Here is a 24,696-nt window from a genome sequence, read left to right as displayed (position 1 = left end):
AGAGTGATGATGGATTTTAGTATATCTGAAGAATATATGATGTTGAAAGAAGCCATGAGGGAGTTTGTAAAACGTGAACTTCTTCCTTTGGAAAAAACATTGCTTGAACGGGATATGAGTTTGTGGACGGAACCCGGTCCCCTTATTCCCAAAGAAGATTCCGAAAGGCTTTATGCCATTACCAAAGAACTGGGATTCTGGGGAATTGAAGTTGAAGAAAAATTCGGCGGACAGGGCCTTGGCATGCTGGCAAAAACTTTGGTGATGGAAGAGATGTGCAAAAGTTTTGTGGGATTTTCACCCCATGGCTTTATGCTTCCACCGGATGCCCCCAACCTTTATTATCTGGATGCCTGCTGCGTTGATGATCAGCGTGAAACGTATTTTATCCCCTATTGTAATCGGGAACTTGATTCTGCAATGGCGGTTACAGAACCGGATGCCGGATCAGACGTGAGCGGTTTGAAAACCACTGCAGTTAGAAAAGGGGACAAATGGGTACTTAACGGAACAAAAACTTTTATCAGTAAATGCGATAAAGATAATGTGTTTTTTATTTTGATTGCAGTTACGGATAAAGAGGCATCAACCAAAGATAAATTTACGGCTTTCCTGATTGACAAAAGTATGCCGGGTGTAAGAGTTGGAAAAGAAATTCCTGTAATTGGTGCCATGCCCACATGGGAACTTATTCTCGATGATGTTGAAGTCGGTGACAATAAAGTTCTGGGAGAAGTGGGAAAAGCATTTATTCCACTTCAGAATAGATTCGGGGTCAGGCGCATTGAGCTGGCTTCAAGATGTACTGGTATGGCGGAACGACTTATCCAGATGATGATTGACCAGGCCAATACAAGAATTACCTTTGGCAAACCCCTGGCAGATCGCCAGACCGTCCAGAACTGGATTGCTGACTCCACCATGGAACTTGAGGCGGTTCGTCTCAGGTTGTATTATGCCTGCTGGAAAAACGACCAGGGATTGACGGATTTGAGAATAGAAGGGTCCAACATAAAGGTTGCCGCAACGGAGATGCTGTCCAATGTTGCTGACAGGGCCATGCAGATGCATGGAGGCGTAGGTCTATCTAAAGAATTGGGAATTGAATATGTGGCAAGAATGGTCCGGATCTGGAGAGTGCTTGAAGGTCCCAATGAAATTCACAGATGGACCATTGCCAGAGCGATTTTGCGCGATAAAAAACCTTATAATCCATTTATTGTAAGTGCTGAAGAAGATTAATAAAACAACCGGTACGACCGGAGCTTAAAGGAGTTATCACAATGGGTGTAGAATTTACTAAAGAAGATCACGTTGCATATATAACCTTAAACAGGCCCGATGCCATGAATTCCCTTGATCCTGAATCCGTTACCAAACTGGCCGAGATTTGGTCCGAAGTACAAAATGATGACGATATTCGTGTTTCAGTGCTTACAGGTGCGGGAGAAAAATCTTTTTGTACAGGTACGGATATGAAAAAGACTCCGCCACCGGCAGAATGTATGGCATCCATCTGGTTAAGGGAGGGTCAGCCAATCGTTCCTCATATGAAAATGTGGAAACCGATTATCTGTGCAATCAATGGTTATGCTGTAGGCGGTGGTATGGAAATGGCCCTGGCATGTGATTTGAGAATTGCCAGCAGTAATGCAAAATTTGGATTAACAGAAGTAAAAGTGGCAAGCCTTGCAGGTTTAAACGGTACTCAATGCATGCCCAGAGCAATTCCCCAGGCCGTTGCAATGAAAATGTTGTTGACAGGCGAGATGATTGATGCAAAAGAAGCACACAGGGTAGGACTCATTTCTGATGTTGTAGAACCCGGCGAGCTGATGGATCTTGCTAAAAAGCTGGCGCTTAGAATTGCCAGTAATGCACCCTTAAGCGTTAAGGCTGCAAAACAGGCAGCGGTTATGGGTCTTGAAATGCCGTTGGAACATGGAATTGCTTTCTCACATCTTTTGTGGGGCGTATTGCGTGACACTGAAGACAGAAAAGAGGGATTTACAGCATTTGCAGAAAAAAGAGCGCCCGAGTGGAAGGGCAGATAGATAGCAATAGATAATAGAGCGGGGATATTTTTTACAATATTTGAGTTGATTCTTAATATGGCTTTGGTAAAAAATGATCCCCGTTTTTAAATTTAGATGTAAACGGCTTACTTGACCATAAAAAATCAAATCCAAATTGATTGGATTGGACAAAAGCCAGGGAGGAGTAAAAAATGCATATTGCGGTATTAGCAAAGGTTGTTCCGGATTATGAAGTGCCGGCCATGGATTTTGAATTATCAAACAACCGGGCCCATGAAAGGTTTTCTCGCATGCTGGGGCTTTATGATGAAAATGCCATTGAAACCGGAATACAGCTCAAGGCTAAGACATCTTCATCCTTGACCATTATTTCTTATGGAACTGACGGTGATGTTCAGTTTTTAAGAAAAGGTGTGGCAATGGGTGCTGACAAATTGATACTGGTAAAAGGAACGTCAGATGACCCGTCCGTTATTGCTCAGAATCTTAAGCTGGCAGTGGAAGAATTGGGCGACGTTGATCTTATCTTAGCAGGCCAGCAGTCTGCTGATATGGATCGGGGAATTGTACCTGGAATTTTGGCCCAGATGCTGGGTGCCACTTTTATCCCCCAGGTGGGTTATATTGAAAGCAAAGATGATCTGTGGAATGTCAATCAGATTACTTCAACCGGAAAACGAGAGCTTGAGTTCAAGGGGCTTGGTGTGTTGTCTATCACAAGTATTCCGGAAAATGTGCCCAGAATACCGGCAGTGCGTGCCATATTTGCTGCAAAGAAAAAACCGGTCGTCAAACTTGACGGCGTGGATCAGGGCAAAATGGCTTTACAGGAAATCAGTGTTGAGATTCCCAAGAGTGAATCCGTTTGTGAATTTATTAATGCGGATGATCCTAATGAAGCCGTAAAGACATTACTGAACAGATTGACCGAGGAGAGATTTATATGAAAACGCTTATTATAGAAAATATTGATCTGAAAAAAATCGGTGAATTAGTGACCGTGAGCAAGCAGTTTTGTGATGCCCCTGACATTATTGCACTGGGTGAAGGAGATATCCCCGGATCATTCGGCAAAGCATGGCAGTTTGGTCAGGCTGTGCCTGCAAATCTTGTATCAACGGTGTCAAACATCATCAAACAGGAAAATTATGAAGTTATCCTGATGAGTGTTTCAACCCTTGGAAGCGGTCTGGCAGGGCCTTTGAGTGCTGCGCTTGCAGCTCCTGCCGTAACAGAAGTAACTGCGATTCATCCTGATCTGGTTGTGGATCGCCCAGTGTATGGCGGTAAAGCCATTATACAGCATAAGATAGAATCAACCCCGACCATATTGACCATTCGCCGCAAATATTTTGAACCGGCCCAGCTTGACGGAACAACTGCGGCAACAGCTCTTGATGCTGTTGAGGACAAAGTAACCCTTGTTGCTGAAACACATGAACAGACAGATGGTATTCCTCTGGAAGATGCAAACGTTATTGTATCCGGTGGTCGAGGAATCGGTGATCCTGAAAACTTTAGCATGCTTCAGGAAATGGCGCATCAGCTAAATGGTGCTGTAGGTGCTTCAAGAGGTGCGGTTGATGAAGGGTGGGCCTCCCCGACCAAACAGATCGGGCAGACCGGAAAAATTGTTGCTCCCAGCGTTTATTTTGCCGTGGGAATTTCAGGTGCCAGCCAGCATCTTGCAGGGATAGCCAATTCCAAGTGTGTTGTTGCCATTAACAAAGATGAAGACGCCAATATCTTCAACCGTGCCAGATTCGGTGTTGTGTGTGATTATAAGAAAATCGTTCCGATATTAACCCAGGCTATTATGGAGGGTAAGTAAATGGCCCGCGTTCCTTACTGGAATATCAGTTACGGTGTAATCATTGACTTGTTATCCATTCCGGTATTTCTTATTTTCCTTTATGGTTTGTATCTGCAATGGAAACTTATCGAAAAGGGCAAATTAAGAATTCTTCCTTCCATCAGCAAGGTGTTTCAGGGGATTGGAACTTTTCATCCCAAAGCCTTTTTTGTAAGAGGCATATTGAATCCTAAAATATACCGGAAGCCCGCTTCCGGTATTGCCCACGGGTGTGTTTTCTGGGGTATGTTCATGTTGTTTGTGGGTACAAACCTTGTCATACTCAATATTTTGTTCGGGCTACCTGTTTTTGACGGTGCGTTTAACAGCTGGTTTATGGCATTCACACTTGATCTTGCAGGACTTTTGGCTTTTTGCGGTCTTGTCTTTTTTCTTGTCAGAAGGCAGTTCATGCCAGACCGTCTTAAGATTCCAGAAGAAAGAAAAGGATTTGTTCTTGTCGGCAGTCTGCTGGGGGTTCTAATCTTAACGGGGTTTATTATAGAGGGTGCAAGGCTGGCGGCTTCCAACCCGGAAAGCGGCGCATTTGTAGGAAATTTTTTTGCATCCACAATTATCAGTTCTTCCAGCGCCCTTCAGATACACACCATGACCTGGTGGGTACACGGCCTTTTGGCGCTTTGTTTTGTCGCCTATATTCCGTTTTCGCCCCTTGTTCATATTATCCTTGCACCGGTTAACAGCGGATTTGCAGACCCGGCTCCCGGGGTAAAAATGGGGGTTATGGACTTTTCAGCGTTTGACGATGAAGATGCAGAAGAACTGCCGGCATTGGGTGCTGATAAACTGGCTGATTTTACAAGAAAACGGTTCCTGGATTTTTCCAGTTGTTTGTGGTGTGGACGATGTCAGGAAGCCTGCCCGGCGCACAATACACAAAAACCTCTGTCCCCTAAAGGGGTCATTGTGACAATGGCTGAAAAACTTAAAAATGCTCAATTGGATGATAATGTGATTGATAACATATCCATGGATGCGATTTTTAATTGTACAACCTGTGCAGCCTGTATGGAAGCCTGTCCTGTAAGTATCAATCAACCCAAGACCATCATGAGGTTCAGACAGAATCTGGTCATGGAACAGGGACAGATTCCGGAACTTATGGGAAAAGCGATTTCCAGTCTTGAACAAAGATCCCATCCTTTTTTTGGTACGGGTTCAGGTGCTGCAGAATGGCGTAAAGATCTTGAGGTTCCGGTTTTTGAGGCCGGCAAGACGGAATATCTGCTCTGGATAGGCTGTTCCATCACCTATGAGCAGCGGGCATGGCAGATCGGAAGAGCCATGGTCAACATCTTGCAGCAAGCCAATGTATCATTTGGAATTCTTGAAGATTCCCGCTGTACCGGTGATCCTGCCAAACAGATGGGCAATGAGTTTTTGTTTGCGGAAATTGCCCAGCAGAATATAGATGATTTTGCATCCCTTGGCATTAAAAAAATTATCACCATGTGTCCCCATTGTTATAATAGTTTTACCCGGCATTATCCTAAACTGGGTGGTCAGTATGAGGTTATTCCCCATGCTGCGTTTATCAAGACGCTTATTGACCAAGATAAATTGCCCCTTACCAACAACCCCCAGAGCATAACATATCACGACCCTTGTTATCTGGGCAGGAGGAATGGTTTTTACGACGATCCTCGCAAAGTTCTTTCCAATGTGGGAGATCTTGTTGAGATGCCACGCAATAAAAATGAAAGTTTTTGCTGCGGCGGCGGCGGCGGCAATTACTGGGCAGAGGAGGAAGGAACAAGAATCAATCAGGAACGTGCTGGTGAGGCGCTTGCTACGGATGCCGATACCATTGCGGTTGCCTGTCCTTTTTGTCTGCTGATGCTGACAGATGGTTTGAAAAAGCATACTGAAGAGATCAAGGCCTTTGATATTGCAGAGATTGTTGAAAAATGTCTGCCTGAAAAGTCAGAAGCTTAAAAGAACATTAAGATTATATATATTTGGAGAGGTAAGATATGGATAAAAAGAAAATCGGAGTGTTATTGTCAGGGTGCGGTGTGTTTGACGGAACTGAAATACATGAATCCGTATTAACATTGCTTTTTATTGATCAGGCGGGTGCCGAAGCCGTCTGCTTTGCCCCGGATATTGACCAGGCCCATGTGATCAATCATTTGACCCAGCAGGAAGAAAAAGAGACAAGAAATGTTCTTGTTGAATCTGCCAGGATCGCAAGGGGGGAAATTCAAAGTATCAATGATGTTGATGTTGCAAAATTGGATGCTGTTATATTGCCGGGAGGATTCGGTGCTGCCAAGAATCTGAGTGAATTTGCCTTTAAAGGCCCCCAGGGTGAAGTTAATAAAGATGTTGCTGCGTTGCTTGAAAAAGTAATTGAGGCAAAAAAACCGCTTGGTGCGCTGTGTATTGCTCCTGCCACCGTGGGTATGGCATTAAAGGATAAATCCCCGGAACTTACAATTGGCTGTGAAGAGGGCATTATCGGTGCTTTAGAGTCTATTGGGGTTAAACATGCCCTTTGTAAAGTGGATGAGATTGCTGTTGATGAAAAAAATCGCATTGTTACTTCACCGGCTTATATGATTGGACCCGGCATTGCTGATGTGGCAAAAGGCATCAAAAAACTTGTTGAAAAAGTAATAGAAATGACACAATAGATTATAAATAGATTAAATTAACCGATATGTTGTGTCCAAAAGAGTATATCCCATGCAGTTTTAAAAAAATAACGAGGTGTTTTTGTCAAAAAAATTAACTCTTATCATGGACTGGATAAAATCCAGAACAAAAGACAGGATATATTTTAATTCCGAACATATGGTCAGATATCTGACCCGGAGGACTTTTTCCATATCGGAAATAGAAACGGTTCTTGCGGAGGGGAGCATACTGGAAACACATTCCCATCCCCTTCGCAATGATTGTTATCTTGTCCTGGCATATCCTGATAATAAGCCGATTCATGTTATGTGTACAAAAGATAAAGATGAAAATCTTATTGTTTTATATGCCTATCGCCCCTCAGAACCTACATGGAAAGATGAACGAACAAGAAGACAAGTCAAAGGCCAACCAATGGATGAAAACCTGAGAAAATGTTTTTTCTGCAATAGTGATATAGAACCAATAACCGTGGGTAATTTTGATTTCCGATGGGAGGGCAGTCTGTATGTTATCAAAGGTGTGCCTGCAGGACTGTGTGTTCAATGCGGAGAAAAATACATTTCTGCTGAAGCTTCAAAAAAGATTGTTGCAAAAATTGAAAAAAAGGATTTTACAGGAAAAGACGATGTCCTTGTCTTTGAATATGAAGGATAAATCAAGATCCTGTTCATGATATTGGAAGGTACGTATGAAGGGGCTTGAACTTTGCCACAAGTATTTCAATGCTTATGGCGAACAGATGATAAACAAAAAATTTTATTCATACCGCAACAAGATTGCTGTTGGAATGGTTGGTGAGGGTTCAGAGTGCCTTGGGTTTGATGATCCTATATCCAGGGATCATGATTGGGGGCCTGGCTTTTGTCTTTGGCTGGGTGATGCGGATTTCGATGAAATCGGCAGCCGGCTTCAGGAAGCATATGAACAACTGCCAAGGATTTTCATGGGATTTGTCCGTAAGCCTGCTGCCTTAAGCAATCAGAAGAACGGTGTTTTCAGGATCTCTGATTTTTATAAACGCTTTACAGGGCTTGCCCATGCCCCTGAAAATAACATGCAATGGGTTAATTTGTCTGATGAATATCTTTGTGCTTGTACAAGTGGAAAGGTCTTTTTTGATCCTTTGGGTCAATTTTCAGATATACGAAACAAACTTCTCAATTTTTATCCCGAAGACGTCCGTCTATTTAAGATAGCTGCCAAATGTATGACCTGTGCCCAGTCCGGGCAGTATAATTTTATGAGATCCGTCAAAAGAGGGGAAGTTTTTGCTGCAGCATATGCTTTAAATACATTTTGCTCGGATATCATTTCCCTTGTCTTTTTATTGAACAAAAAGTTTGTTCCGTTTTATAAATGGAAACACAGAGCTGTCCGCGAATTATCCATCCTTGGTGAATCTATTTACGAAAATATAACTCAGCTGCTTTTTGTAAATGATGAGATTAAAAAAAATAAGATCATTGAAAATAGTTGCGCCCAGATCATAAATGAGATCAAAAATCAGGGAATGAGTGAATCAAAAAGTGACTTTTTATTAGAGCATGGGATAGAGGTTCAAAAAAGGATACAGGATATAAAATTGCGGGAAAGGGATGCTTGGGGCGGGTGAAGACTAATGACTAAAAATATTTTAATTATAGGCGGAAGTTATTTTGCCGGCAGATCTTTGGTGGAACATTTAGTCGTTCAAAAAGATGTAACCCTGTTTACATTTAACCGGGGAAACATTCCCTTGAATATCAGCCGGGTTACACAGCTTCATGGTGACAGGACCGACAGTCAATCAATAAAAGATAATATTCCTACAATGGACTGGGATGTCCTGATTGATTTTTGCGGTTATGCGCCGGATGATATAAAAAAGGTGATACAATCTGTTCCTGGAAATATAAAACAGTATATCTTCATCAGTTCTGCCAGTGTGTATGATCATTCATCCATCCTTCCTCTTGACGAGACAACCCGGACGATAGAAACTCCTCAGCCGGAACTTGGAGAATACGCTGAATATGGATTAAATAAAATCAAAGCCGAGCAGTTGCTTGAAAAAGAATGCCTTAACAGATCCATATCATGGACCATACTGCGGCCTTCAATTGTATATGGCAAATTCAACTATGCACCAAGGGAAAATTATTTTTTTGATTTGCTTGAAAAAGCCGAGCCCGTTATCCTGCCAGAGAATAATCTTGCATTGTTTAATTTTATTTTTGTAGATGATCTTGCAAAAATTATTATAAAATGCATTGAAAATCCAAGCGCCCGTAACCAGGTGTTTAATACCGTATCTCATGAGTATTTTTCATATGATACCTATGTTGCGATGTTGGAAAAAGTGATAAACAAGAAAATTAAAACCGTTGCAATGAGTGTGGACAAAATAGTGCAGGGACGTATTCCCCTGCCTTTTCCAATTGATCAGCACCAGGTTTATTCAGGAGCAAAACTGAATAAAGCAATCGGTTTTGAGTTTATATCATTGTTTGAGGGAATGAAAAGAACCTATGAATTTCATCAATTTTTAATGGAAAGCAAAAGGGGGCAGTAAAATGGACGTGTACAAAAGAAGCAGGGAAGTTTTGATCAAAAGCATTTTAAATATAGAATTGAGTATGTTTCTTAAGGTGAATGGTGAGTCCAATGCCCCGTGCCAGGAACACCCGGATGCGTTTAGAAAAATCCGGGGAAGCATTTATGAGTTCTGGTCTGATGAAATGCTGGAATCCTATTTCAATGATCTGGTTGTAGCGGAAAGAAGTGACAGGAATCTTGTTTTTGAAAAATATGCCAGAATGGATAACAAGATACCAAAAACCAATAATAATCCGCTAATTGATAATATTGTTGAAATTGAACAAAAATGGCAGGAAAATTTAAAAGAGATGTATCCTGCAATTTATAATCATACCTGCCGGGACATGAATCTGGCATCCGATGGCAGTAATTTTAAGGTTTACCTTGCAAGTGAGCTTGAAACCTATAGCGACAGAACTCTGAAAAAATATTACGACCATGTAAAAACAGCTTTTGATAAAGGAGAGAACCTTTCTGTTGAAATGCTTGGACAGTTGGCTAAAAAAAGCGGGATTGAGAGTCTTGAAAAATTAGAACAATTAATGCAGGCAGATGTGAACTAATGAAATGGAATACAGGAAAAATACTTAGTAAAAGGGAATCGCTTACTCCGGATAAAACAGCCGTTATTTTTGAAGACACCCCTGTGACGTATAAAGAACTGAACAGGGAAACAAATAGAGTTGCTCACTTTTTTCAGCAAAAAGGATTGAAAAAAGGAGATCGTATTGCTCTGGATCTTTTAAACTGCCCCGAATTTCTGGCCTGCTATTTTGCTGCAGGTAAACTGGGCTTGATCGTGGTGCCTTTGAATTACAGACTGGTAGCCCAGGAACTGAAATATCAGATTAACCAATGTAATTGCAGTCTGCTTGTGTTTAATGATAAATTCAGTGAAAATATTTACCCTGTTCGACATTCTCTGGATGTAAAAGAGGATAATTTTGTTTGTGTTACAGGTTATACGGATAAAAACCAGTGTCCTGAATGGGCTGTAGACTATCACCAAATCATTGAAAAATATCCTTTTTCAGAACCAGTGCCAGATCAAGTAATTGATTTGGATGATCCTTTTGTTATTTTGTATACATCCGGGGTTACGGGTAATCCAAAAGGAGCTGTTATCACTCACGGTCAGACTTATTTTAAATGTTTTCAGATCATTAATTATACTGATATGCGTCAGGATGATATCTTTCATTCCCAGGCACCTTTGTGTCATTCTGCAGGGCTTGCAGCTGTGACAACGCCGGCACTGTGTCGCGGGGCAACCATTTTGATGAGATCAAAATTTGATCCTGATAAATTTGCTTTGGATATAGAAAAATACAAGGCAACCATTGTGTTCAGTTTGACCACCATGATGCGGTTTGTCATTGATACAGGAGTCCTTGACCAAGTGGACTTAAGCAGTGTGCGCTTTGCATTTGGCGGTGGTGAAAAAACTCCTCTGGAATTTTTTGACGAGTTGGATGAAAAAGGATTGAAACTTCTCCCTGGATTCGGGCAAACTGAAAATTCAGCCATGGTTTTAATGCCCATGGATGCTCCTGAAAGCAAAAAAAAATCAGCAGGCCTGCCTAATTTCTTTACGGATTTATGGATACAAAATGAAAAGGGTGAAAAGCTTGCTCCAGGTGAAATAGGTCAGATAGTTGCCATGGGTCCTAATGTGATGGAAGGGTACTGGAACATGCCGGAAGAAACCAAAAATACCATAATTGATAATGTGCTGTATACAGGAGATCTTGGCTATCTTGACGAGGATGGATATCTTTATATCGTTGACAGGGTAAAGGATATGTATCGAAGCGGTGCTGAAAATGTTTACCCGGCAGAAGTGGAAGCGGTTTTGATGGAACACCCTAAAATAAGGAGAGTGGCCATTGTAGGTGTTCCTGATGAAAAATGGGGAGAAACCGGAAAAGCCTTTATTGTCTGTTATCAAGGTGAGACGATCAGCTATGAAGAGGTGTTGTCGTTTTTAGAGGGCAAACTTGCCAGGTTTAAATTTCCAAAAACGATTCAACTGCTTGATTCAATGCCGGTAACAGTGACGGGCAAGTTGAAAAAAGCGGCATTAAAAAAGGAGTTTTGTTGAAGAAAAAAAAAGGCCTTTGATATAAAATTACTTATGGTGGAAGATGTCCATCATATGATGATAACTTTTTTTAAGAAAGCTGGTATTGCCGGGAAAAATGTGAGATTGTTTTTTTGTTTTCAGGGCTGCAGGATTTGATATTGTATTGGTAGTTATCATTCTTGGAGATTGCAGGCAGCAAAACGCTGCTTTTTAAAAGAAAATTCAAGGAAATAAAATGAAAATACATGAATATCAGGCAAAGGAACTTTTTAGAAAATATAATGTTCCTGTTGCTGAAAGCTGTGTTGCTTTTTCAAAAGAAGAAGCTTTGAAGGCTGCAAATGATCTTGGCGTTTTCCCCGTGGTGATCAAGGCTCAGATTCATGCCGGAGGAAGGGGGAAAGGCGGCGGTGTGAAGCTTGCTGCAAATCAGGAACAGGTATTAACAATTGCCGATCAATTTCTTGGAATGAGGCTGGTTACCCATCAGACAGGGCCTGAAGGAAAGATAGTAAGAAAGGTCTTGGTTGAAGCCGGTCAGAGTATTGACAAAGAGTTTTATTTGAGTCTCCTGGTTGACAGGCATACTGAAAAAATTGTGATCATGGCAAGTCAGGCCGGTGGCATCGATATTGAGGATGTTGCGCAAAAAACACCTGAAAAAATCTTCAAGGTGTATGTGGACCCGCTTTTAGGCATACAAGGGTATCAATTACGGGAAGTTGGATTTCGCCTTGGCTTTCCCGCTCCCGCGATGAAACAGCTGTATGGATTGTTGTTCAATCTTTACAAGTTTTTTGTGGAAAATGATGCTTCTCTTGTTGAAATAAACCCTTTAATCCTTACTTCGGAAGGTGTGGTACTGGCTTTGGATGCCAAAGTGGATTTTGATTCAAATGCCCTTTACCGGCACAAGGATATTCTGGAATTAAGGGATCTTGACGAGGAAGATCCACTGGAAGTGGAAGCTTCCAAGTACAACCTTAATTATGTCAACCTTGACGGCAATGTTGGCAATATTGTCAATGGAGCAGGTCTGGCAATGGCCACTATGGACATCATAAAGAATGCAGGTGCTGCTCCTGCTAATTTTATGGATGTCGGCGGAGGAGCAACTTCCGAACAGGTTGAAAATGCGTTCCGCATTATCCTGGCCGATCCCAAGGTGAAAGCCATATTGATCAATATCTTTGGTGGTATTTTAAGGTGTGATATTTTTGCAAAAGGCGTTGTGGATGCGGTTAAAAAAACAGGGATCAGCGTTCCTGTTGTGGTTCGCATGAGGGGCACGAATATGGATGAGGGAAAGAAAATCCTGATTGATTCCGGACTCAATTTCATTAATGCTTTTGATCTTTCCGATGCTGCTGCTAAAATTGCAGCAGAAGTCAACTAAAGGAGATTTGTTGTGAGTATATTTATAGATAAAAACACAAAGCTTTTAGTTCAGGGAATAACCGGAAAGGAAGGCCGTTTTCATGCAAGACACTGCGTTAACTATGGTACAAATGTTGTGGCAGGCATAACGCCGGGTAAGGGAGGACAGAAAATGGATGAGGTGCCGGTTTTTAATACGGTCAGCCAGGCAGTTCTGGAGACAGGTGCCAATGCCAGTATCATCTTTGTTCCTCCGCCATTTGGAGCTGATGCCATAATAGAAGCGGCAGATGCAGGAATAGATCTTATTATTACCATTACGGAAGGTATTCCCATTCTGGATATGGTAAAAGTGAAAAATTATCTTGCAACAAAGGCATGCCGTCTTATCGGCCCCAATTGCCCCGGTATTATTTCTCCTGATGTTTGCAAAATCGGCATTATGCCGGGTAAGATTCATAAAAAAGGAACTATCGGCGTGGTGTCTCGATCAGGAACATTGACTTATGAGGTTGTTGATCAATTGACAAGCGGGGGGATGGGTCAGTCTACATGCATTGGCATAGGGGGTGATCCGGTGAACGGGACCAGCTTTATAGATGTGCTGGCCGCGTTTGAAGAGGATGACGAAACTACAGGGATCGTCATTGTTGGAGAGATTGGTGGAAATACTGAAGAAGAAGCAGCAGCATATATAAAGGAAAATCTGACCAAACCGGTAGTTGGCTTTATTGCAGGACTGACAGCACCTCCCGGCAGAAGAATGGGACATGCCGGAGCAATTATTTCAGGTTCCAGTGGTACGGGCGCAGCAAAAATTCAGGCCTTCAGGGACAATGGTATTCATGTCTGTGAAAACCTGGGAAAAATCGGTCGGATTTGTAAAGATGTATTTTTAGCGTAACCTAAAGGAGGTTGAATTTGGACAGTTACATTATTGAATCAAATAAGAAAAAGAGCAGAATGCCGGCAAGACTTGATCTTGTCCAGAGCGGCACAGGCTTGATTCTGGGCGTGTTCATATGGATGCATTTGCTTTTTGACAGCAGTATTATATTGGGAAAAGGAGCTTTTCATTTTGTATCAAAAAATTTGGAGCTTGCTTTTCTTTCAGATACAGGTCATGGGTTTCCCATCGCAGTTTTTTTTGCCGTTATAGTCATAGGAACCTTATTTATTATTCATGCTATGCTCGGGGTCAGAAAGTTTCCCATTTCCTGGAAGCAGCATCGGATCATAAGAGATCAGATGCAGATGATGAACCATAGTGAAACAAATCTTTGGTATATACAAGTTGTGACAGGATTTATCATGTTTTTCGCAGGATCAGTCCATTTGTATGTGATGTTTGCCAATCCAGGCAGCATTGATCCTTATTTGTCAGCAGACAGGATTGTTTCAGGGCATATGTGGCCTTTGTATCTTGTTTTGCTTGTCAGTGTTGTGCTTCACGGTAACATCGGCCTTTACCGGCTGTGTATGAAATGGGGATGGTTTGCAGGCAAGGATGCAAGAAAGTCAAGAAAAACATTGCAGACATTGAAAAACAGGTTGATCATGTTTTACTTGACCATCGGTATTTTAGGGTTATTGGTTTTTGTTGTGATTGGTATCAATCACAGGGATAACGTCGGGGAAAGATATGCCGCTCATGCGACAGCTATTGAACAGGTTCATGCAATGGAAGATACCCGGGAATCCGAAGGAGTTCAGACTCTGGAAGAAAGCCAGGAGCCGGAAGAAAGTCCGGTAGTGGAAGATAACCAGGACTTGGAAGAAAGCCCGGCAATGGAAGAAAGCCAGGAGTTGGAAGAGAGTCAACCTGTTGAAGAATCTCATGAATAAGGGGACATCTAAATGAAAGTCATATATACGGATTCACTTGTAATCGGCGGTGGCCTGGCAGGCCTTAGAGTAGCCATCGCGTCCATGCAAAGAGGGTATGATACCATCGTCCTTTCTTTGATTCCTGCCAAGCGGTCTCACTCTGCAGCAGCCCAGGGCGGTATGCAGGCAAGCCTGGGTGCATGCATTAAAGGAGAAGGGGACGATGAAGAAGTCCATTTTGCAGACACGGTAAAAGGAAGCGACTGGGGATGCGATCAGAATGTAGCAAGAGCTTTTGTGAATACATCTCCCAAGGCTATCCGGCAGCTTGCTGCCTGGGGAGTACCCTGGTCAAGGGTCAGAGAGGGAGATCATGACGTGGTGATTAACGGTAAAAAAGTCACCATTACCGAAAAAGCAGAATCCCACGGTCTTATTATGGCCAGGGACTTTGGCGGAACAAAGAAATGGCGAACCTGTTACACCTCTGATGGTGCTGGTCATACCATGCTTTATGCCATGGATAATAAAGCCATTCAGATGGGTATTCCGGTTCATGAAAGAAAAGAAGCTCTGGCCCTGATTCATGAAGACGGGGTATGTTATGGTGCCATTGTAAGAGATCTTATCACAGGTGAGTTGATCGCTTATGTAGCCAAGGCAACAACCGTTGCCACCGGCGGTTACGGAAGGCTTTATGCCATTACAACCAATGCGGTGATTTCCGAAGGCATTGGAAATGCCATTGCTCTTGAAACAGGCGTTGCAACTCTTGGAAATATGGAAGCTGTGCAGTTTCACCCTACTGCCATTGTACCGGTCGGGATTCTCACCACTGAAGGATGCCGGGGTGACGGCGGCCTGCTTCTGGACAAAGATGGATACAGGTTTATGCCGGATTATGAACCTGATAAAAAAGAGCTGGCCTCCAGGGACGTTGTGTCACGCAGAATGACGGAACATATGAGAAAAGGCAAAGGAGTGCCCTCTCGTTACGGTGATCATCTCTGGCTGGATATCCGTTTGCTGGGCCGTCCTCATATTGAAAAGAATTTAAGAGAAGTCAAAGAGATCTGTGAATACTTTTTAGGAATTGATCCGGTTGAAGAATTGATTCCGGTCAGACCCACACAGCATTATTCTATGGGCGGTATAAGAACCAAGCCGACCGGTGAAAGTCCGACTCTCAAAGGCCTTTTTTCCGCAGGTGAAGCAGCTTGCTGGGATATGCACGGATTTAACCGTCTGGGCGGAAATTCTGTCGCGGAAACCGTTGTGGCAGGAATGATTGTCGGGGAATATGTGGCTGATTACTGCGCTGCAAATTCATTGAATATCAGCACAACCACCATTGAGCATTTCATGAAACAGGAAGAAAAGAAAATTACAGATCTTCTGGTCAGGGATTTTGGCGAGAACCCCTTCCAGTTAAAAGCTGAAATGCAGAAGATTATGATGGACAAAGTCGGAATTTTCAGAAATGGTGAAGATCTTGAACAGGCAGTTGAAGAATTGAAAGTCTTAAACCAGCGGGCAAAAAACATTGCTTTGAGAAATCGGATCAGCTCGTCTAATCCTGAGTTGGTTGAAGCCATCCGTGTGCCGAAAATGATAAAACTTGCCCAGTGTGTGGCCTATGGAGCCATGCTCAGAACCGAGAGCCGCGGTGCCCATTCCAGGGAAGATTATCCTGAAAGAAATGACAAAGAGTGGTTAAAAAGAACCCTTACAACATGGAAAGACGAGTCAGCAGATCTTCCTGAAATCGAATATGAAGAGCTGGATATCATGAAAATGGAAATGCCTCCGGGATCAAGGGGCTATGGTGTTGACAATACTGTGCATCATCCTGATACCGCTAAACGGGAACAGGAAATTGAAGAGATCAAGAAAGCCAATCCGGGTGCAGACAGGTTTGAACTTCAGAAGTTGTTGAATCCAATTACTATTCCAGAAAAATTCAAAGGTAAAAATGAGCGTATAGGCAGGGGGTTTAAATAATGAGTGAACAAGAAAGAATCCTGAAATTTCAAGTATTTAGATATAATCCCCAGAAAAAAGGCGACAAGCCCCGCATGGTAACCTATGAGGTTACCGAAGCCCCTGGGATGACGGTTTTTATTGCATTGAACGAGATTCGAGAACAGCAGGATCCGTCTTTTCAGTTTGATTTTGTCTGCCGGGCGGGCATCTGCGGATCATGTGCCATGGTGATTAACGGTCAGCCGACCCTTGCATGCAGAACCCTGACCTCAAATTATAAAGACGGTGAGATTAAACTTCTGCCCTTGCCCGGATTTGAACTGATCGGAGATCTTTCAGTCAATACTGGCAAATTCATGCGGGCCATGTCCGAACGAGTAGAGTCCTGGATACATGACACCAATGCGGATGATGTGAATTTTGATAAACTTGAAGAGCGAATGGACCCGGATGTGGCAGATCAAATTTATGAGCTTGAACGGTGTGTTGAATGCGGTTGCTGTGTATCTGCCTGTGCTACCAAACGAATGAGACCGGATTTTTTATCTGCAGTAGGATTTATGCGTCTGGCACGGTATGCACTTGATCCAAGGGATAAACGCTCTGATGAAGAATTTTATGAAATCATTGGTGATGATGACGGCGTGTTTGGCTGCATGACCCTTTTGGGATGTGAAGACTATTGCCCCAAGGATTTGCCTCATCAGACACAGATAGCTTATCTGAGAAGGAAAATGAGCTTGATCAGTTAGAGATTAAAAAGATAAGATAAGTCAAATAAGACAAGTCAAATAAAATAAGTCAAATAAAATTAAGACCAGGCAGCAGGCAGTCAATGCTTTGCTGCCTGTTGTATTTTATATGAAAATCGTGTAAATCCAATCGAGACTTTCAATCGTTGTTGCGGGCAAACCAGGATGACCAGATTGTTGTAAAAAATGGCCAGGTTTGCCCGTGGCAGTTATATAGAGGTAAGAACAAAATGAATGGGTTTATATATGAACACATGTTTCCTTTGGGCAAAGATATGACGCAGTACCGCCGCCTTACCGGGAAATATATTAAGATAAAAAAATTTGAGGAAAAAGATGTCCTCATTGTGGAACCGCAGGCATTGACCCTGCTTGCTGAAAAAGCCTTTAAGGATGTGGCCCATCTTTACAGGTCAGAGCATCTTGAAAGACTCAGACAGATTATTGATGATCCGGAAAGTTCCGATAATGACCGGTATGTGGCGTTGGAATTGTTGAAAAATGCCGTTATTGCAGCGGGAAAAGTGTATCCCATGTGCCAGGATACGGGAACTGCCATTGTCATGGCAAAAAAAGGGCAGCAGGTCTGGAGCCGGACCGATGATGCAGAAGAGTTATCCAAAGGCGTATTTAAGGTGTATACACAAAATTATTTGAGATATTCTCAAAACGCACCTTTTACCATGTATGATGAGAAAAATACCAAGACCAATCTGCCGGCCCAGATTGATATTACAGCTGAACAGGGAGATGAATACAAATTCCTGTTCATGGCAAAAGGTGGCGGATCTGCCAATAAAACCGTCCTTTTTCAGATGACAAAGACCGTATTGAAGTCAGAAAATACCCTGATTGATTTTATGCTGGAAAAAATGAAAGAGCTTGGAACGTCAGCCTGCCCGCCATATTATATTGCATTTGTCATTGGCGGCACATCTGTGGAACTTAATTTAAAGACTGTAAAACTGGCGTCCGCCAGATACCTGGATTCGCTTCCCACCCAAGGCAGCGACACGGCTCATGCCTTCAGGGACATTGATCTTGAAAAAAAAGTGCTGGCCCGGTCATATGGATTGGGCATTGGAACTCAGTTCGGAGGCAAGTATTTTGCCCTTGATATAAGGGTGATCCGTCTGCCGAGGCACGGAGCATCATGTCCCATCGGTCTGGGGGTTTCCTGCTCTGCCGACCGCCAGATCAAGGGGAAAATTACAAAAGACGGAATTTTTCTGGAACAGCTGGAAGAAAATCCCGATCAATATCTGCCGAAAAAAGAACCAGACATGAAAGAAGCTGTTCACATTAATTTGAACAGGCCAATGGATGAGATCCGGTCGGAACTGTCCAGGTATCCTGTGGCCACACGGCTGGCCTTAACCGGACAAATTGTTGTGGCAAGGGATATTGCCCATGCAAAATTCATGGAACAGTATGAAGCAGGCAAAGGCCTGCCTAACTACCTGAAAAATCATATTGTTTATTATGCCGGCCCTGCCAAACGGCCCAAACAGGAAATTTCAGGATCATTTGGTCCTACAACGGCCGGGAGAATGGATTCTTATGTGCCTTCCTTCCAGAAAGAGGGTGCTTCCATGATAATGCTGGCCAAGGGCAATAGATCAAAGCAGGTTAAAGATTCGTGCAGAATCCATGGCGGGTTTTATCTGGGGTCCATCGGCGGTCCTGCAGCCAGGATAGGGAAAGACTTTATTAAAAAAGCACATATCATCGAATATGAAGAGCTGGGTATGGAAGCTGTTTATATGATCACGGTGGAAAATTTTCCGGCCTTTATTATTATTGATGATAAAGGCAATGATTTTTATGAGGATATTTTGTAGCTGATCTTGCTTTTAAACTTTAACCCCCGTTGATGATACTTGATATCAACGGGGTTTTTAGATTGATTCATCCACATAATCCATTATTTCACGATTATCTAATATTTTACGGATTTTTTGTGAAAGATCCGTCATCACAATGGGTTTGAATAGCATCTCTTTAACGCCCCTGGGTAATACAATTTGCTTTAAAGTTTTTTCATCATTTAATCCAGTGCAAATGATTATTGGAATATCCCGGCGTATTTTTATCAATTCAGAGGCCAGGATATCTCCGGGTAATTTGGGCATGGTCATGTCGGTAATAACAAGATCGAATGCATAAGGTTCTGACCGAAACATTTCCAAAGCTTCAATACTGCTGGTTTTTGAAAAAACCTTATAACCCAGACGGTTAAGCATCTTTGTTCCCATTGAAAGAATGGATTGTTCATCATCCACAAGCAAAATGTTTTCTGTTCCATGCAGAAGCGTTCTGTCTATTTTCATCTCGTTTGGTGCTGAAATTTTTTTAATCAAAGGGAAATACACACGAAATGTGCTGCCCTTGCCGGATTCACTATACACTTTGATAGCACCTCCATGGCTTTTCATAATGCCGTGTACCACTGAAAGACCCAGACCGGTTCCTTTGTCCTTATCCTTTGTGGTAAAAAACGGATCAAAGATTTTTTTTTGAAGTTCCTTATCCATTCCAATTCCGGTATCTGCTATTGTCAGACATGCATATGCCCCTGGTTTCAGTTCATGGCTTATTGTATCATGTTGTCCTAATTGAATGGCCTGAAGGCTGACCGTTAATTTACCACCTGTTTTTTCCATAGCATGGTATGCATTGGTTGCAAGATTCATTATCAGTTGATGAATTTGGGTGGGATCGGCTTTAATTGTACCGCAATTGTTAGAGATATCCTGTATGATCTCAATGGTTGTTGGGATTGTGGATCGGATCAGTTTTAAAACTTCCTTGAGAATGTGTTGAATTTTTATGAGTTTTAGTTCATCGTTATTTTGCCGGGAGAAGGTGAGTATCTGTTTTACCAGTTCCTTGGCCCTCAAGGCCGCCGTATAAATGCCCTCCAGACCGGGTCGCAAAGGATGGTTGTGTGATATGTCCTCAAGCAGCATCTCGCTGTGGCCTAAAATAGGGAAAAGAATATTGTTAAAATCATGGGCAATACCTCCGGCAAGCGTGCCAATGGCCTCCATTTTCTGGGATTGCCGGAGTTTAGCTTCAAGCATGCCCTTTTCAGTGATATCACGGGTAATAGACAAAATGGTCTCTTTGTTGTCTATCATCAATAGTCGTGCAGACATAAGACCTGTTCTGATTTGCCCGTCTTTTCCTCTGAAATTTGCTTCCAGGTTCTCAACAAGCCCATGCTTTTTAAGGTCTGAAATTAAATGGGTTCGATCTTTGAGGTTATTCCAGATATTTAGTTCAACTGAAGATTTTCCAATAATATCTTCTCGTGTGTAGCCCAGGATTTTTGTAAAACCATCGTTTATGTCCATGTATGTGCCATTTTCAAGGCTGTTTAGATTAATTGCATCCGGGCTTGTTCGAAATGCCAATCGAAATTTTTCTTCACTTTTGCGCAATGCTTCATTGCTTTTTTGCAGGGCGGTTTCTGCTTTTTTACGCTGTGTGATATCATGGATGATAGAATAGAGAAAAGTTTCCTGCCCATACTCTATGGGGCCTGAATATACCTCAACATCCCTTGTTTTACCGGACGCCAACCTGTGTGAAAATCGGAATACCAATTTATTTTTAGATAAAGCTTTGTTCATCTCATCAGATACCTTTTCAGGAGTCAGGGTATTAATGTCGGTAATTTTTAAGGATATAAACTTCTCTTTGGGATACCCATAGAAAAGGCAAGCCGCCTTATTGGCTTCAACAATGGAACCGTCTGCCGGGTTTATGATCAGCTTTACCGCCTGATTTGTTTCAAATATTTGGCGATAGCGGTTTTCTTTCTCACTGATTTCTTTGAACATCAGGCGGTATGGTTCCACAAGCCCTGTGTGGATAAGTGCCCTGTAGATCAAATAAAATGAAATAATTTTAAATATGTGACCAAGCATGTTTGAAAAATCATACACATTGATATAAGCCGTAAATGCAAGTTCCGCAGCAATTTTAAGAGCAATTGATATATTTATAAGGATATAAACTGATGGGTCAAACGCATGTCGTTTTTGAAATAACAAATAAATTGATCCAATAAGGATCAAGACAATTATGTATTCGCTTGTTTTTTTAAAATGAGTCATCCCAATGCCATCAACAAAACAATCCGGAAAAATATTCCAGTAAAATATTGATGCCAGCAAAAGGGCAGTGAGAAAAAAATAGCTGTAGAATATCTGACTGATTTTCAGTTCTTTTGTCATAAGCAGCGGTGCCATCAGCAGGGTAAGGCTTTCTATATATCGAGCTGCTATCCAAAGTTGGGTCGGCAAATTTGTTTCAGATTCTTTGAAAACCTCCATTCCTTTATAAGACAGCATATGGAGCATATCTATGCTGCCACTGAAAAGACATGCTATGCCAAGCAATATGATATAATTGTTTTTGAAAAATGTTTTTGAATTCCAGATAATCATGAAAATACCGCAAGAAATTACAATACTGAAGAGTTCGGTAAGGCAGTGAAAGAGAAGATAATTGTGTAACCCGGTAAGAGAAATTACGCTTAAAAAAAGAATAGCTAATAAAATGTATGTCCATTGAGTCCCGGCTGATATTGCTGTTTTCATCATATTCCTTTTGTTAATATTTGTTCCCAATTGCAACATATTGCTCGCGTGAACTTTCAAATTTTTATGAGAGGCATGGTAACCGTTTTGGTAAACTCAATTGTGAATTTTTTTTGTCGTAGGCAAATCCAGTCTAAAGACCAACTCTGGTCTGCCTTTAGCAGTTGTTTGGAAACAAGCATATTGTCATTTCAAATCATCTTTTTTCATTTCCATATACCAGTCTTCATTGCCATAAAGGGCATCGGAACATTTAGAACACAAACTATGACTGAATAAAATATTGGAATGAGTCTGTATATATTCTTCCAAAGAATCCCAATATCCCTCATCGTTTCGGATTTTTTTGCATTTGGCGCAGATCGGTAGTAAACCGCTTAATGTTTTGACATTTTCAAGTGATTCTTGCAGCTCTTTGATTAATTTTTCTTGTTCTTTTTCCGCTTTCCTGCGAGCGGCAACTTCTTTTTCAAGAATTGCTATGGATGTAGTGCTGTGTTGAAGGCTTTTTGCCATGCTGTTGAATGAAATGGCTAAATTGCCAAATTCATCATTTTGCTTCATATCAATTCGGTATTTAAAATCATCTTTTCCAATTTTTTGGGTAGCTGTGTCAAGTATTGCAAGAGGTTTGGCAATTTTTTGGCCAAATATATAGGAAATCAATACTAAAATAAAAATTATTGCAATGCCTATTAACATCATCGATTCTATGAACTCAATTAAAGGTGTTCGAATTCCTTTCATTTCACGATAACTTATAACATACCATGATTCATCCGTGTTGCCATTTTTATGGTCAACCGATTCAAATGTTCCCCCAAAAGCATGCCATTGCCCCCTTTTGTAAGTTTTATCTCTGAAATTCCTACAAGATATTTTTTTTCAGAATCATTGAGAATGAAAGACTCATTATTCTGGTTTTTCAATCTTATAAGAATAGAATCATGAATTCTTGTACTCAGTGGTTCAAAACCTTCTTCAAAGACAACCATTCCACCGGATCGGGTCAGTTTGAAGTTTCCGATTAATTTGTCCTTTTCACAGGACAGTAATTCGCTGATACTGCCGAGGATATTGATATTGCATTTTAATATACCGATTATCCGGTTGACTTGTCTGATGGGAACAACAAGGCCTAAGACATAGCCGTCAACACTGTCATCATACCCACGGTCATCAAAAAATATAGCGCCTTCAATCCTTCAATTTTTGTCCGAACTGACTTATATAAATGTTAGTGCTTATGTTTTATAAGCATAAGCTCAGATAGATTTTTAATCTTTATCAATACCGGATTTGTTGTCTGCCCGCAAGTCACATATATATTTATACTTCATAAATTAAAAGGCATTCTTTTTTTGTTTTTCATTCATCAAGTTTTTGGCTTTATTTTTGATGTTATGTTAAGGTATTGTCAAATTTCTTAATTAACGGCCATGGCAGATTGATTTACCATAATAAAAAATGAAAGAATTTTGATTCCAGCTGGTTGGAAGCTCTTTCATATAACAGTCATGGGAGATTTTTATGCAAACAAGAATAGAAACAGACACCATGGGGCAGGTTAGTGTCCCTTTGGATAAATACTGGGGATCTCAGACCCAAAGATCCATAAATAATTTTAAAATCGGACGCCAAAAAATGCCGTTGGAGGTTATTCGGGCATTTGGAATTTTAAAAAAAGCTGCGGCAATGGTAAATTATGATTTAGGGGTGCTGTCCCGGGACAGGAAAGATATTATTATCCGGGTCTGTGATGAAATTATCAGTGGTAGTCTGGAGGATCATTTCCCTTTGCTTGTCTGGCAGACAGGATCAGGCACCCAGTCCAACATGAATGTGAATGAAGTGATTGCCAACCGTGCCCATGTGCTGCTTGGCAACCAGCTTGGAAAGGGAAAACGCCTGCTTCATCCTAATGATGATGTCAATAAATCCCAATCGTCAAATGATACCTTTCCAACGGCCATGAATATCGCGGCATTCACAATGCTTGCAGATCATACCATCCCCTGTTTTAAAAAATTGAAATCCTCTTTGGAAAAAAAAGCAGTTGCCTGGAACGATATCGTAAAAATCGGCCGGACTCATATGATGGATGCAACCCCTTTGACACTGGGACAGGAATTTTCCGGTTATGCCTCAATGCTGGATCATGGTCTTTGCGCCCTTGACAACACCTTGCCCCACCTGTCTGAGCTGGCATTGGGGGGAACTGCTGTGGGGACCGGCCTGAATACGCCAATAGGCTATGATAAAAAAGTGGCCGGAGCCATTTCCGATCTGACCGGTTATACATTTATTACAGCGCCCAATAAGTTTGAATCCCTGGCCGCACACGATGCCCTTGTGACCACTCATGGGGTATTGAAAACCATGGCAGGCAGTCTCATGAAAATAGCTAATGATATAAGATTGTTAGGATCCGGGCCGCGCTGTGGTGTCAGTGAACTGATGCTGCCTGGAAATGAACCCGGCTCATCCATCATGCCGGGAAAAGTGAATCCCACCCAGATAGAAGCATTAACCATGGTGTGTGCCCAGGTTATGGGAAATGATGTCACCATCGGCATTGGCGGGGCAAACGGACATTTTGAGCTGAATGTGTTCAAGCCGGTTATTATTTATAATTTTTTGGAATCTGCCCGGCTCATGGGTGCTGCTGCCTTGTCTTTTAAAAATAATTGTGTGGACGGAATGGAGCCCAATCGTGAAAAAATTGCAAAATGTCTTCAAGAATCGCTTATGCTGGTGACAGCCTTAAATCCACATATCGGTTATGAACAGGCTGCCAGGATTGCAAAAAAAGCCCAGGAAGAAAACAAAACACTCAAACAGGCAGGCCTTGAGCTGGGAATTGTTACCAACTATCAGTTTGATCAATGGGTAGATCCCAACAAGATGATTGGACGTCCGTGAAAAAAGAGCTTATTCT

Annotated in this window: 21 protein-coding genes; 18 read left to right on the top strand and 3 right to left on the bottom strand. The window is 41.9% G+C overall.

Going from position 1 to position 24,696, the window contains the following annotated elements:
• The first annotated feature begins 6 nt into the window (after positions 1 to 6).
• The 17 genes from BLT94_RS04340 to BLT94_RS04260 all read left to right on the top strand — a co-directional run bounded on the left by BLT94_RS04340 (position 7) and on the right by BLT94_RS04260 (position 18,992).
• Complete coding sequence (locus BLT94_RS04340) at positions 7 to 1,242, top strand: acyl-CoA dehydrogenase family protein (RefSeq protein WP_232508042.1); 1,236 nt, start codon at positions 7 to 9, stop codon at positions 1,240 to 1,242.
• A gap of 41 nt (positions 1,243 to 1,283) precedes the next feature.
• Positions 1,284 to 2,054, top strand: coding sequence for an enoyl-CoA hydratase/isomerase family protein (locus tag BLT94_RS04335; RefSeq protein WP_092230823.1), 771 nt, complete (start codon positions 1,284 to 1,286; stop codon positions 2,052 to 2,054).
• Between the two features lie 173 nt (positions 2,055 to 2,227).
• On the top strand, positions 2,228 to 2,983 hold the full coding sequence (locus BLT94_RS04330; RefSeq protein WP_092230820.1) for an adenine nucleotide alpha hydrolase family protein: 756 nt from the start codon (positions 2,228 to 2,230) through the stop codon (positions 2,981 to 2,983).
• Entirely contained in the window at positions 2,980 to 3,867 is an 888-nt protein-coding gene (locus BLT94_RS04325) for an electron transfer flavoprotein subunit alpha/FixB family protein (protein WP_092230817.1), read from the top strand. The genes BLT94_RS04330 and BLT94_RS04325 overlap by 4 nt, the downstream gene beginning before the upstream one ends.
• Positions 3,868 to 5,844 (top strand): (Fe-S)-binding protein, encoded by a 1,977-nt coding sequence (locus BLT94_RS04320; protein ID WP_092230814.1) that lies wholly within the window; start codon positions 3,868 to 3,870, stop codon positions 5,842 to 5,844.
• 38 nt (positions 5,845 to 5,882) lie between these two features.
• Positions 5,883 to 6,545 (top strand): isoprenoid biosynthesis glyoxalase ElbB, encoded by a 663-nt coding sequence (gene elbB, locus BLT94_RS04315; RefSeq protein WP_014956025.1) that lies wholly within the window; start codon positions 5,883 to 5,885, stop codon positions 6,543 to 6,545.
• Between the two features lie 82 nt (positions 6,546 to 6,627).
• A complete protein-coding gene (locus BLT94_RS04310; protein WP_014956026.1) occupies positions 6,628 to 7,206 on the top strand; it encodes a DUF4258 domain-containing protein in 579 nt (192 codons plus the stop codon).
• Positions 7,207 to 7,240: 34 nt separating this feature from the next.
• A complete protein-coding gene (locus tag BLT94_RS04305; RefSeq protein ID WP_014956027.1) occupies positions 7,241 to 8,164 on the top strand; it encodes a DUF4037 domain-containing protein in 924 nt (307 codons plus the stop codon).
• A 6-nt stretch (positions 8,165 to 8,170) separates the two neighbouring features.
• The gene (locus BLT94_RS04300) at positions 8,171 to 9,103 is read left to right on the top strand and encodes an NAD-dependent epimerase/dehydratase family protein (protein ID WP_014956028.1); all 933 of its coding nucleotides are present in this window, start codon (positions 8,171 to 8,173) and stop codon (positions 9,101 to 9,103) included.
• Between the two features lies 1 nt (position 9,104).
• Positions 9,105 to 9,692, top strand: a complete 588-nt coding sequence (locus BLT94_RS04295; protein WP_014956029.1) for a DUF4125 family protein — start codon at positions 9,105 to 9,107, stop codon at positions 9,690 to 9,692.
• A complete protein-coding gene (locus tag BLT94_RS04290) occupies positions 9,692 to 11,230 on the top strand; it encodes a class I adenylate-forming enzyme family protein (RefSeq protein ID WP_092230811.1) in 1,539 nt (512 codons plus the stop codon). Before BLT94_RS04295 ends, BLT94_RS04290 begins: the two co-directional genes overlap by 1 nt.
• Positions 11,231 to 11,447: 217 nt before the next feature.
• Entirely contained in the window at positions 11,448 to 12,608 is a 1,161-nt protein-coding gene (gene sucC, locus BLT94_RS04285; RefSeq protein WP_092230809.1) for an ADP-forming succinate--CoA ligase subunit beta, read from the top strand.
• A 12-nt stretch (positions 12,609 to 12,620) separates the two neighbouring features.
• On the top strand, positions 12,621 to 13,493 hold the full coding sequence (gene sucD, locus BLT94_RS04280) for a succinate--CoA ligase subunit alpha (RefSeq protein ID WP_014956032.1): 873 nt from the start codon (positions 12,621 to 12,623) through the stop codon (positions 13,491 to 13,493).
• Positions 13,494 to 13,510: 17 nt separating this feature from the next.
• Entirely contained in the window at positions 13,511 to 14,434 is a 924-nt protein-coding gene (locus tag BLT94_RS04275) for a fumarate reductase cytochrome b subunit (RefSeq protein ID WP_014956033.1), read from the top strand.
• A 12-nt stretch (positions 14,435 to 14,446) separates the two neighbouring features.
• Positions 14,447 to 16,417: a fumarate reductase flavoprotein subunit gene (locus tag BLT94_RS04270; RefSeq protein WP_014956034.1), complete on the top strand. Its 1,971-nt coding sequence runs from the start codon at positions 14,447 to 14,449 to the stop codon at positions 16,415 to 16,417.
• Entirely contained in the window at positions 16,417 to 17,151 is a 735-nt protein-coding gene (locus BLT94_RS04265) for a fumarate reductase iron-sulfur subunit (RefSeq protein WP_014956035.1), read from the top strand. Before BLT94_RS04270 ends, BLT94_RS04265 begins: the two co-directional genes overlap by 1 nt.
• 230 nt (positions 17,152 to 17,381) lie before the next feature.
• Positions 17,382 to 18,992 (top strand): FumA C-terminus/TtdB family hydratase beta subunit, encoded by a 1,611-nt coding sequence (locus tag BLT94_RS04260; RefSeq protein WP_092231119.1) that lies wholly within the window; start codon positions 17,382 to 17,384, stop codon positions 18,990 to 18,992.
• 57 nt (positions 18,993 to 19,049) lie between these two features.
• On the opposite strand, the gene BLT94_RS04255 is transcribed toward BLT94_RS04260, so the two are convergent.
• From BLT94_RS04255 to BLT94_RS04245, 3 genes are all read right to left on the bottom strand, one after another.
• Entirely contained in the window at positions 19,050 to 21,758 is a 2,709-nt protein-coding gene (locus BLT94_RS04255; protein ID WP_175530267.1) for a hybrid sensor histidine kinase/response regulator, read from the bottom strand.
• Between the two features lie 186 nt (positions 21,759 to 21,944).
• The gene (locus tag BLT94_RS04250; protein ID WP_083863443.1) at positions 21,945 to 22,505 is read right to left on the bottom strand and encodes a HAMP domain-containing protein; all 561 of its coding nucleotides are present in this window, start codon (positions 22,503 to 22,505) and stop codon (positions 21,945 to 21,947) included.
• Positions 22,506 to 22,516: 11 nt separating this feature from the next.
• Positions 22,517 to 22,753, bottom strand: coding sequence for a hypothetical protein (locus tag BLT94_RS04245; protein WP_014956039.1), 237 nt, complete (start codon positions 22,751 to 22,753; stop codon positions 22,517 to 22,519).
• A gap of 535 nt (positions 22,754 to 23,288) precedes the next feature.
• Between BLT94_RS04245 and fumC the strand changes: the two genes are divergently transcribed.
• The gene (gene fumC / locus BLT94_RS04240; protein WP_092230802.1) at positions 23,289 to 24,680 is read left to right on the top strand and encodes a class II fumarate hydratase; all 1,392 of its coding nucleotides are present in this window, start codon (positions 23,289 to 23,291) and stop codon (positions 24,678 to 24,680) included.
• Positions 24,681 to 24,696: the final 16 nt, after the last annotated feature.

Source organism: Desulfobacula phenolica (assembly GCF_900105645.1).
GTDB classification, from domain to species: domain Bacteria; phylum Desulfobacterota; class Desulfobacteria; order Desulfobacterales; family Desulfobacteraceae; genus Desulfobacula; species Desulfobacula toluolica.
Note: the sequence above shows the minus strand (reverse complement) of the source record. Positions and strands in the feature narration are given on the sequence as shown.

Bases quoted from the DNA above. Each gene is read 5' to 3' on its own strand.
- sucC (WP_092230809.1), top strand. From the start codon at position 11,448: ATGAAAATACATGAATATCAGGCAAAGGAACTTTTTAGAAAATATAAT.
- BLT94_RS04330 (WP_092230820.1), top strand. From the start codon at position 2,228: ATGCATATTGCGGTATTAGCAAAGGTTGTTCCGGATTATGAAGTGCCG.
- BLT94_RS04265 (WP_014956035.1), top strand. From the start codon at position 16,417: ATGAGTGAACAAGAAAGAATCCTGAAATTTCAAGTATTTAGATATAAT.
- fumC (WP_092230802.1), top strand. From the start codon at position 23,289: ATGCAAACAAGAATAGAAACAGACACCATGGGGCAGGTTAGTGTCCCT.
- BLT94_RS04340 (WP_232508042.1), top strand. From the start codon at position 7: ATGATGGATTTTAGTATATCTGAAGAATATATGATGTTGAAAGAAGCC.
- BLT94_RS04260 (WP_092231119.1), top strand. From the start codon at position 17,382: ATGAATGGGTTTATATATGAACACATGTTTCCTTTGGGCAAAGATATG.
- BLT94_RS04320 (WP_092230814.1), top strand. From the start codon at position 3,868: ATGGCCCGCGTTCCTTACTGGAATATCAGTTACGGTGTAATCATTGAC.
- BLT94_RS04245 (WP_014956039.1), bottom strand. From the start codon at position 22,753: ATGGTTGTCTTTGAAGAAGGTTTTGAACCACTGAGTACAAGAATTCAT.
- BLT94_RS04290 (WP_092230811.1), top strand. From the start codon at position 9,692: ATGAAATGGAATACAGGAAAAATACTTAGTAAAAGGGAATCGCTTACT.
- BLT94_RS04300 (WP_014956028.1), top strand. From the start codon at position 8,171: ATGACTAAAAATATTTTAATTATAGGCGGAAGTTATTTTGCCGGCAGA.
- BLT94_RS04255 (WP_175530267.1), bottom strand. From the start codon at position 21,758: ATGAAAACAGCAATATCAGCCGGGACTCAATGGACATACATTTTATTA.
- BLT94_RS04270 (WP_014956034.1), top strand. From the start codon at position 14,447: ATGAAAGTCATATATACGGATTCACTTGTAATCGGCGGTGGCCTGGCA.
- BLT94_RS04335 (WP_092230823.1), top strand. From the start codon at position 1,284: ATGGGTGTAGAATTTACTAAAGAAGATCACGTTGCATATATAACCTTA.
- BLT94_RS04295 (WP_014956029.1), top strand. From the start codon at position 9,105: ATGGACGTGTACAAAAGAAGCAGGGAAGTTTTGATCAAAAGCATTTTA.
- BLT94_RS04305 (WP_014956027.1), top strand. From the start codon at position 7,241: ATGAAGGGGCTTGAACTTTGCCACAAGTATTTCAATGCTTATGGCGAA.
- elbB (WP_014956025.1), top strand. From the start codon at position 5,883: ATGGATAAAAAGAAAATCGGAGTGTTATTGTCAGGGTGCGGTGTGTTT.
- BLT94_RS04325 (WP_092230817.1), top strand. From the start codon at position 2,980: ATGAAAACGCTTATTATAGAAAATATTGATCTGAAAAAAATCGGTGAA.
- BLT94_RS04250 (WP_083863443.1), bottom strand. From the start codon at position 22,505: ATGAAAGGAATTCGAACACCTTTAATTGAGTTCATAGAATCGATGATG.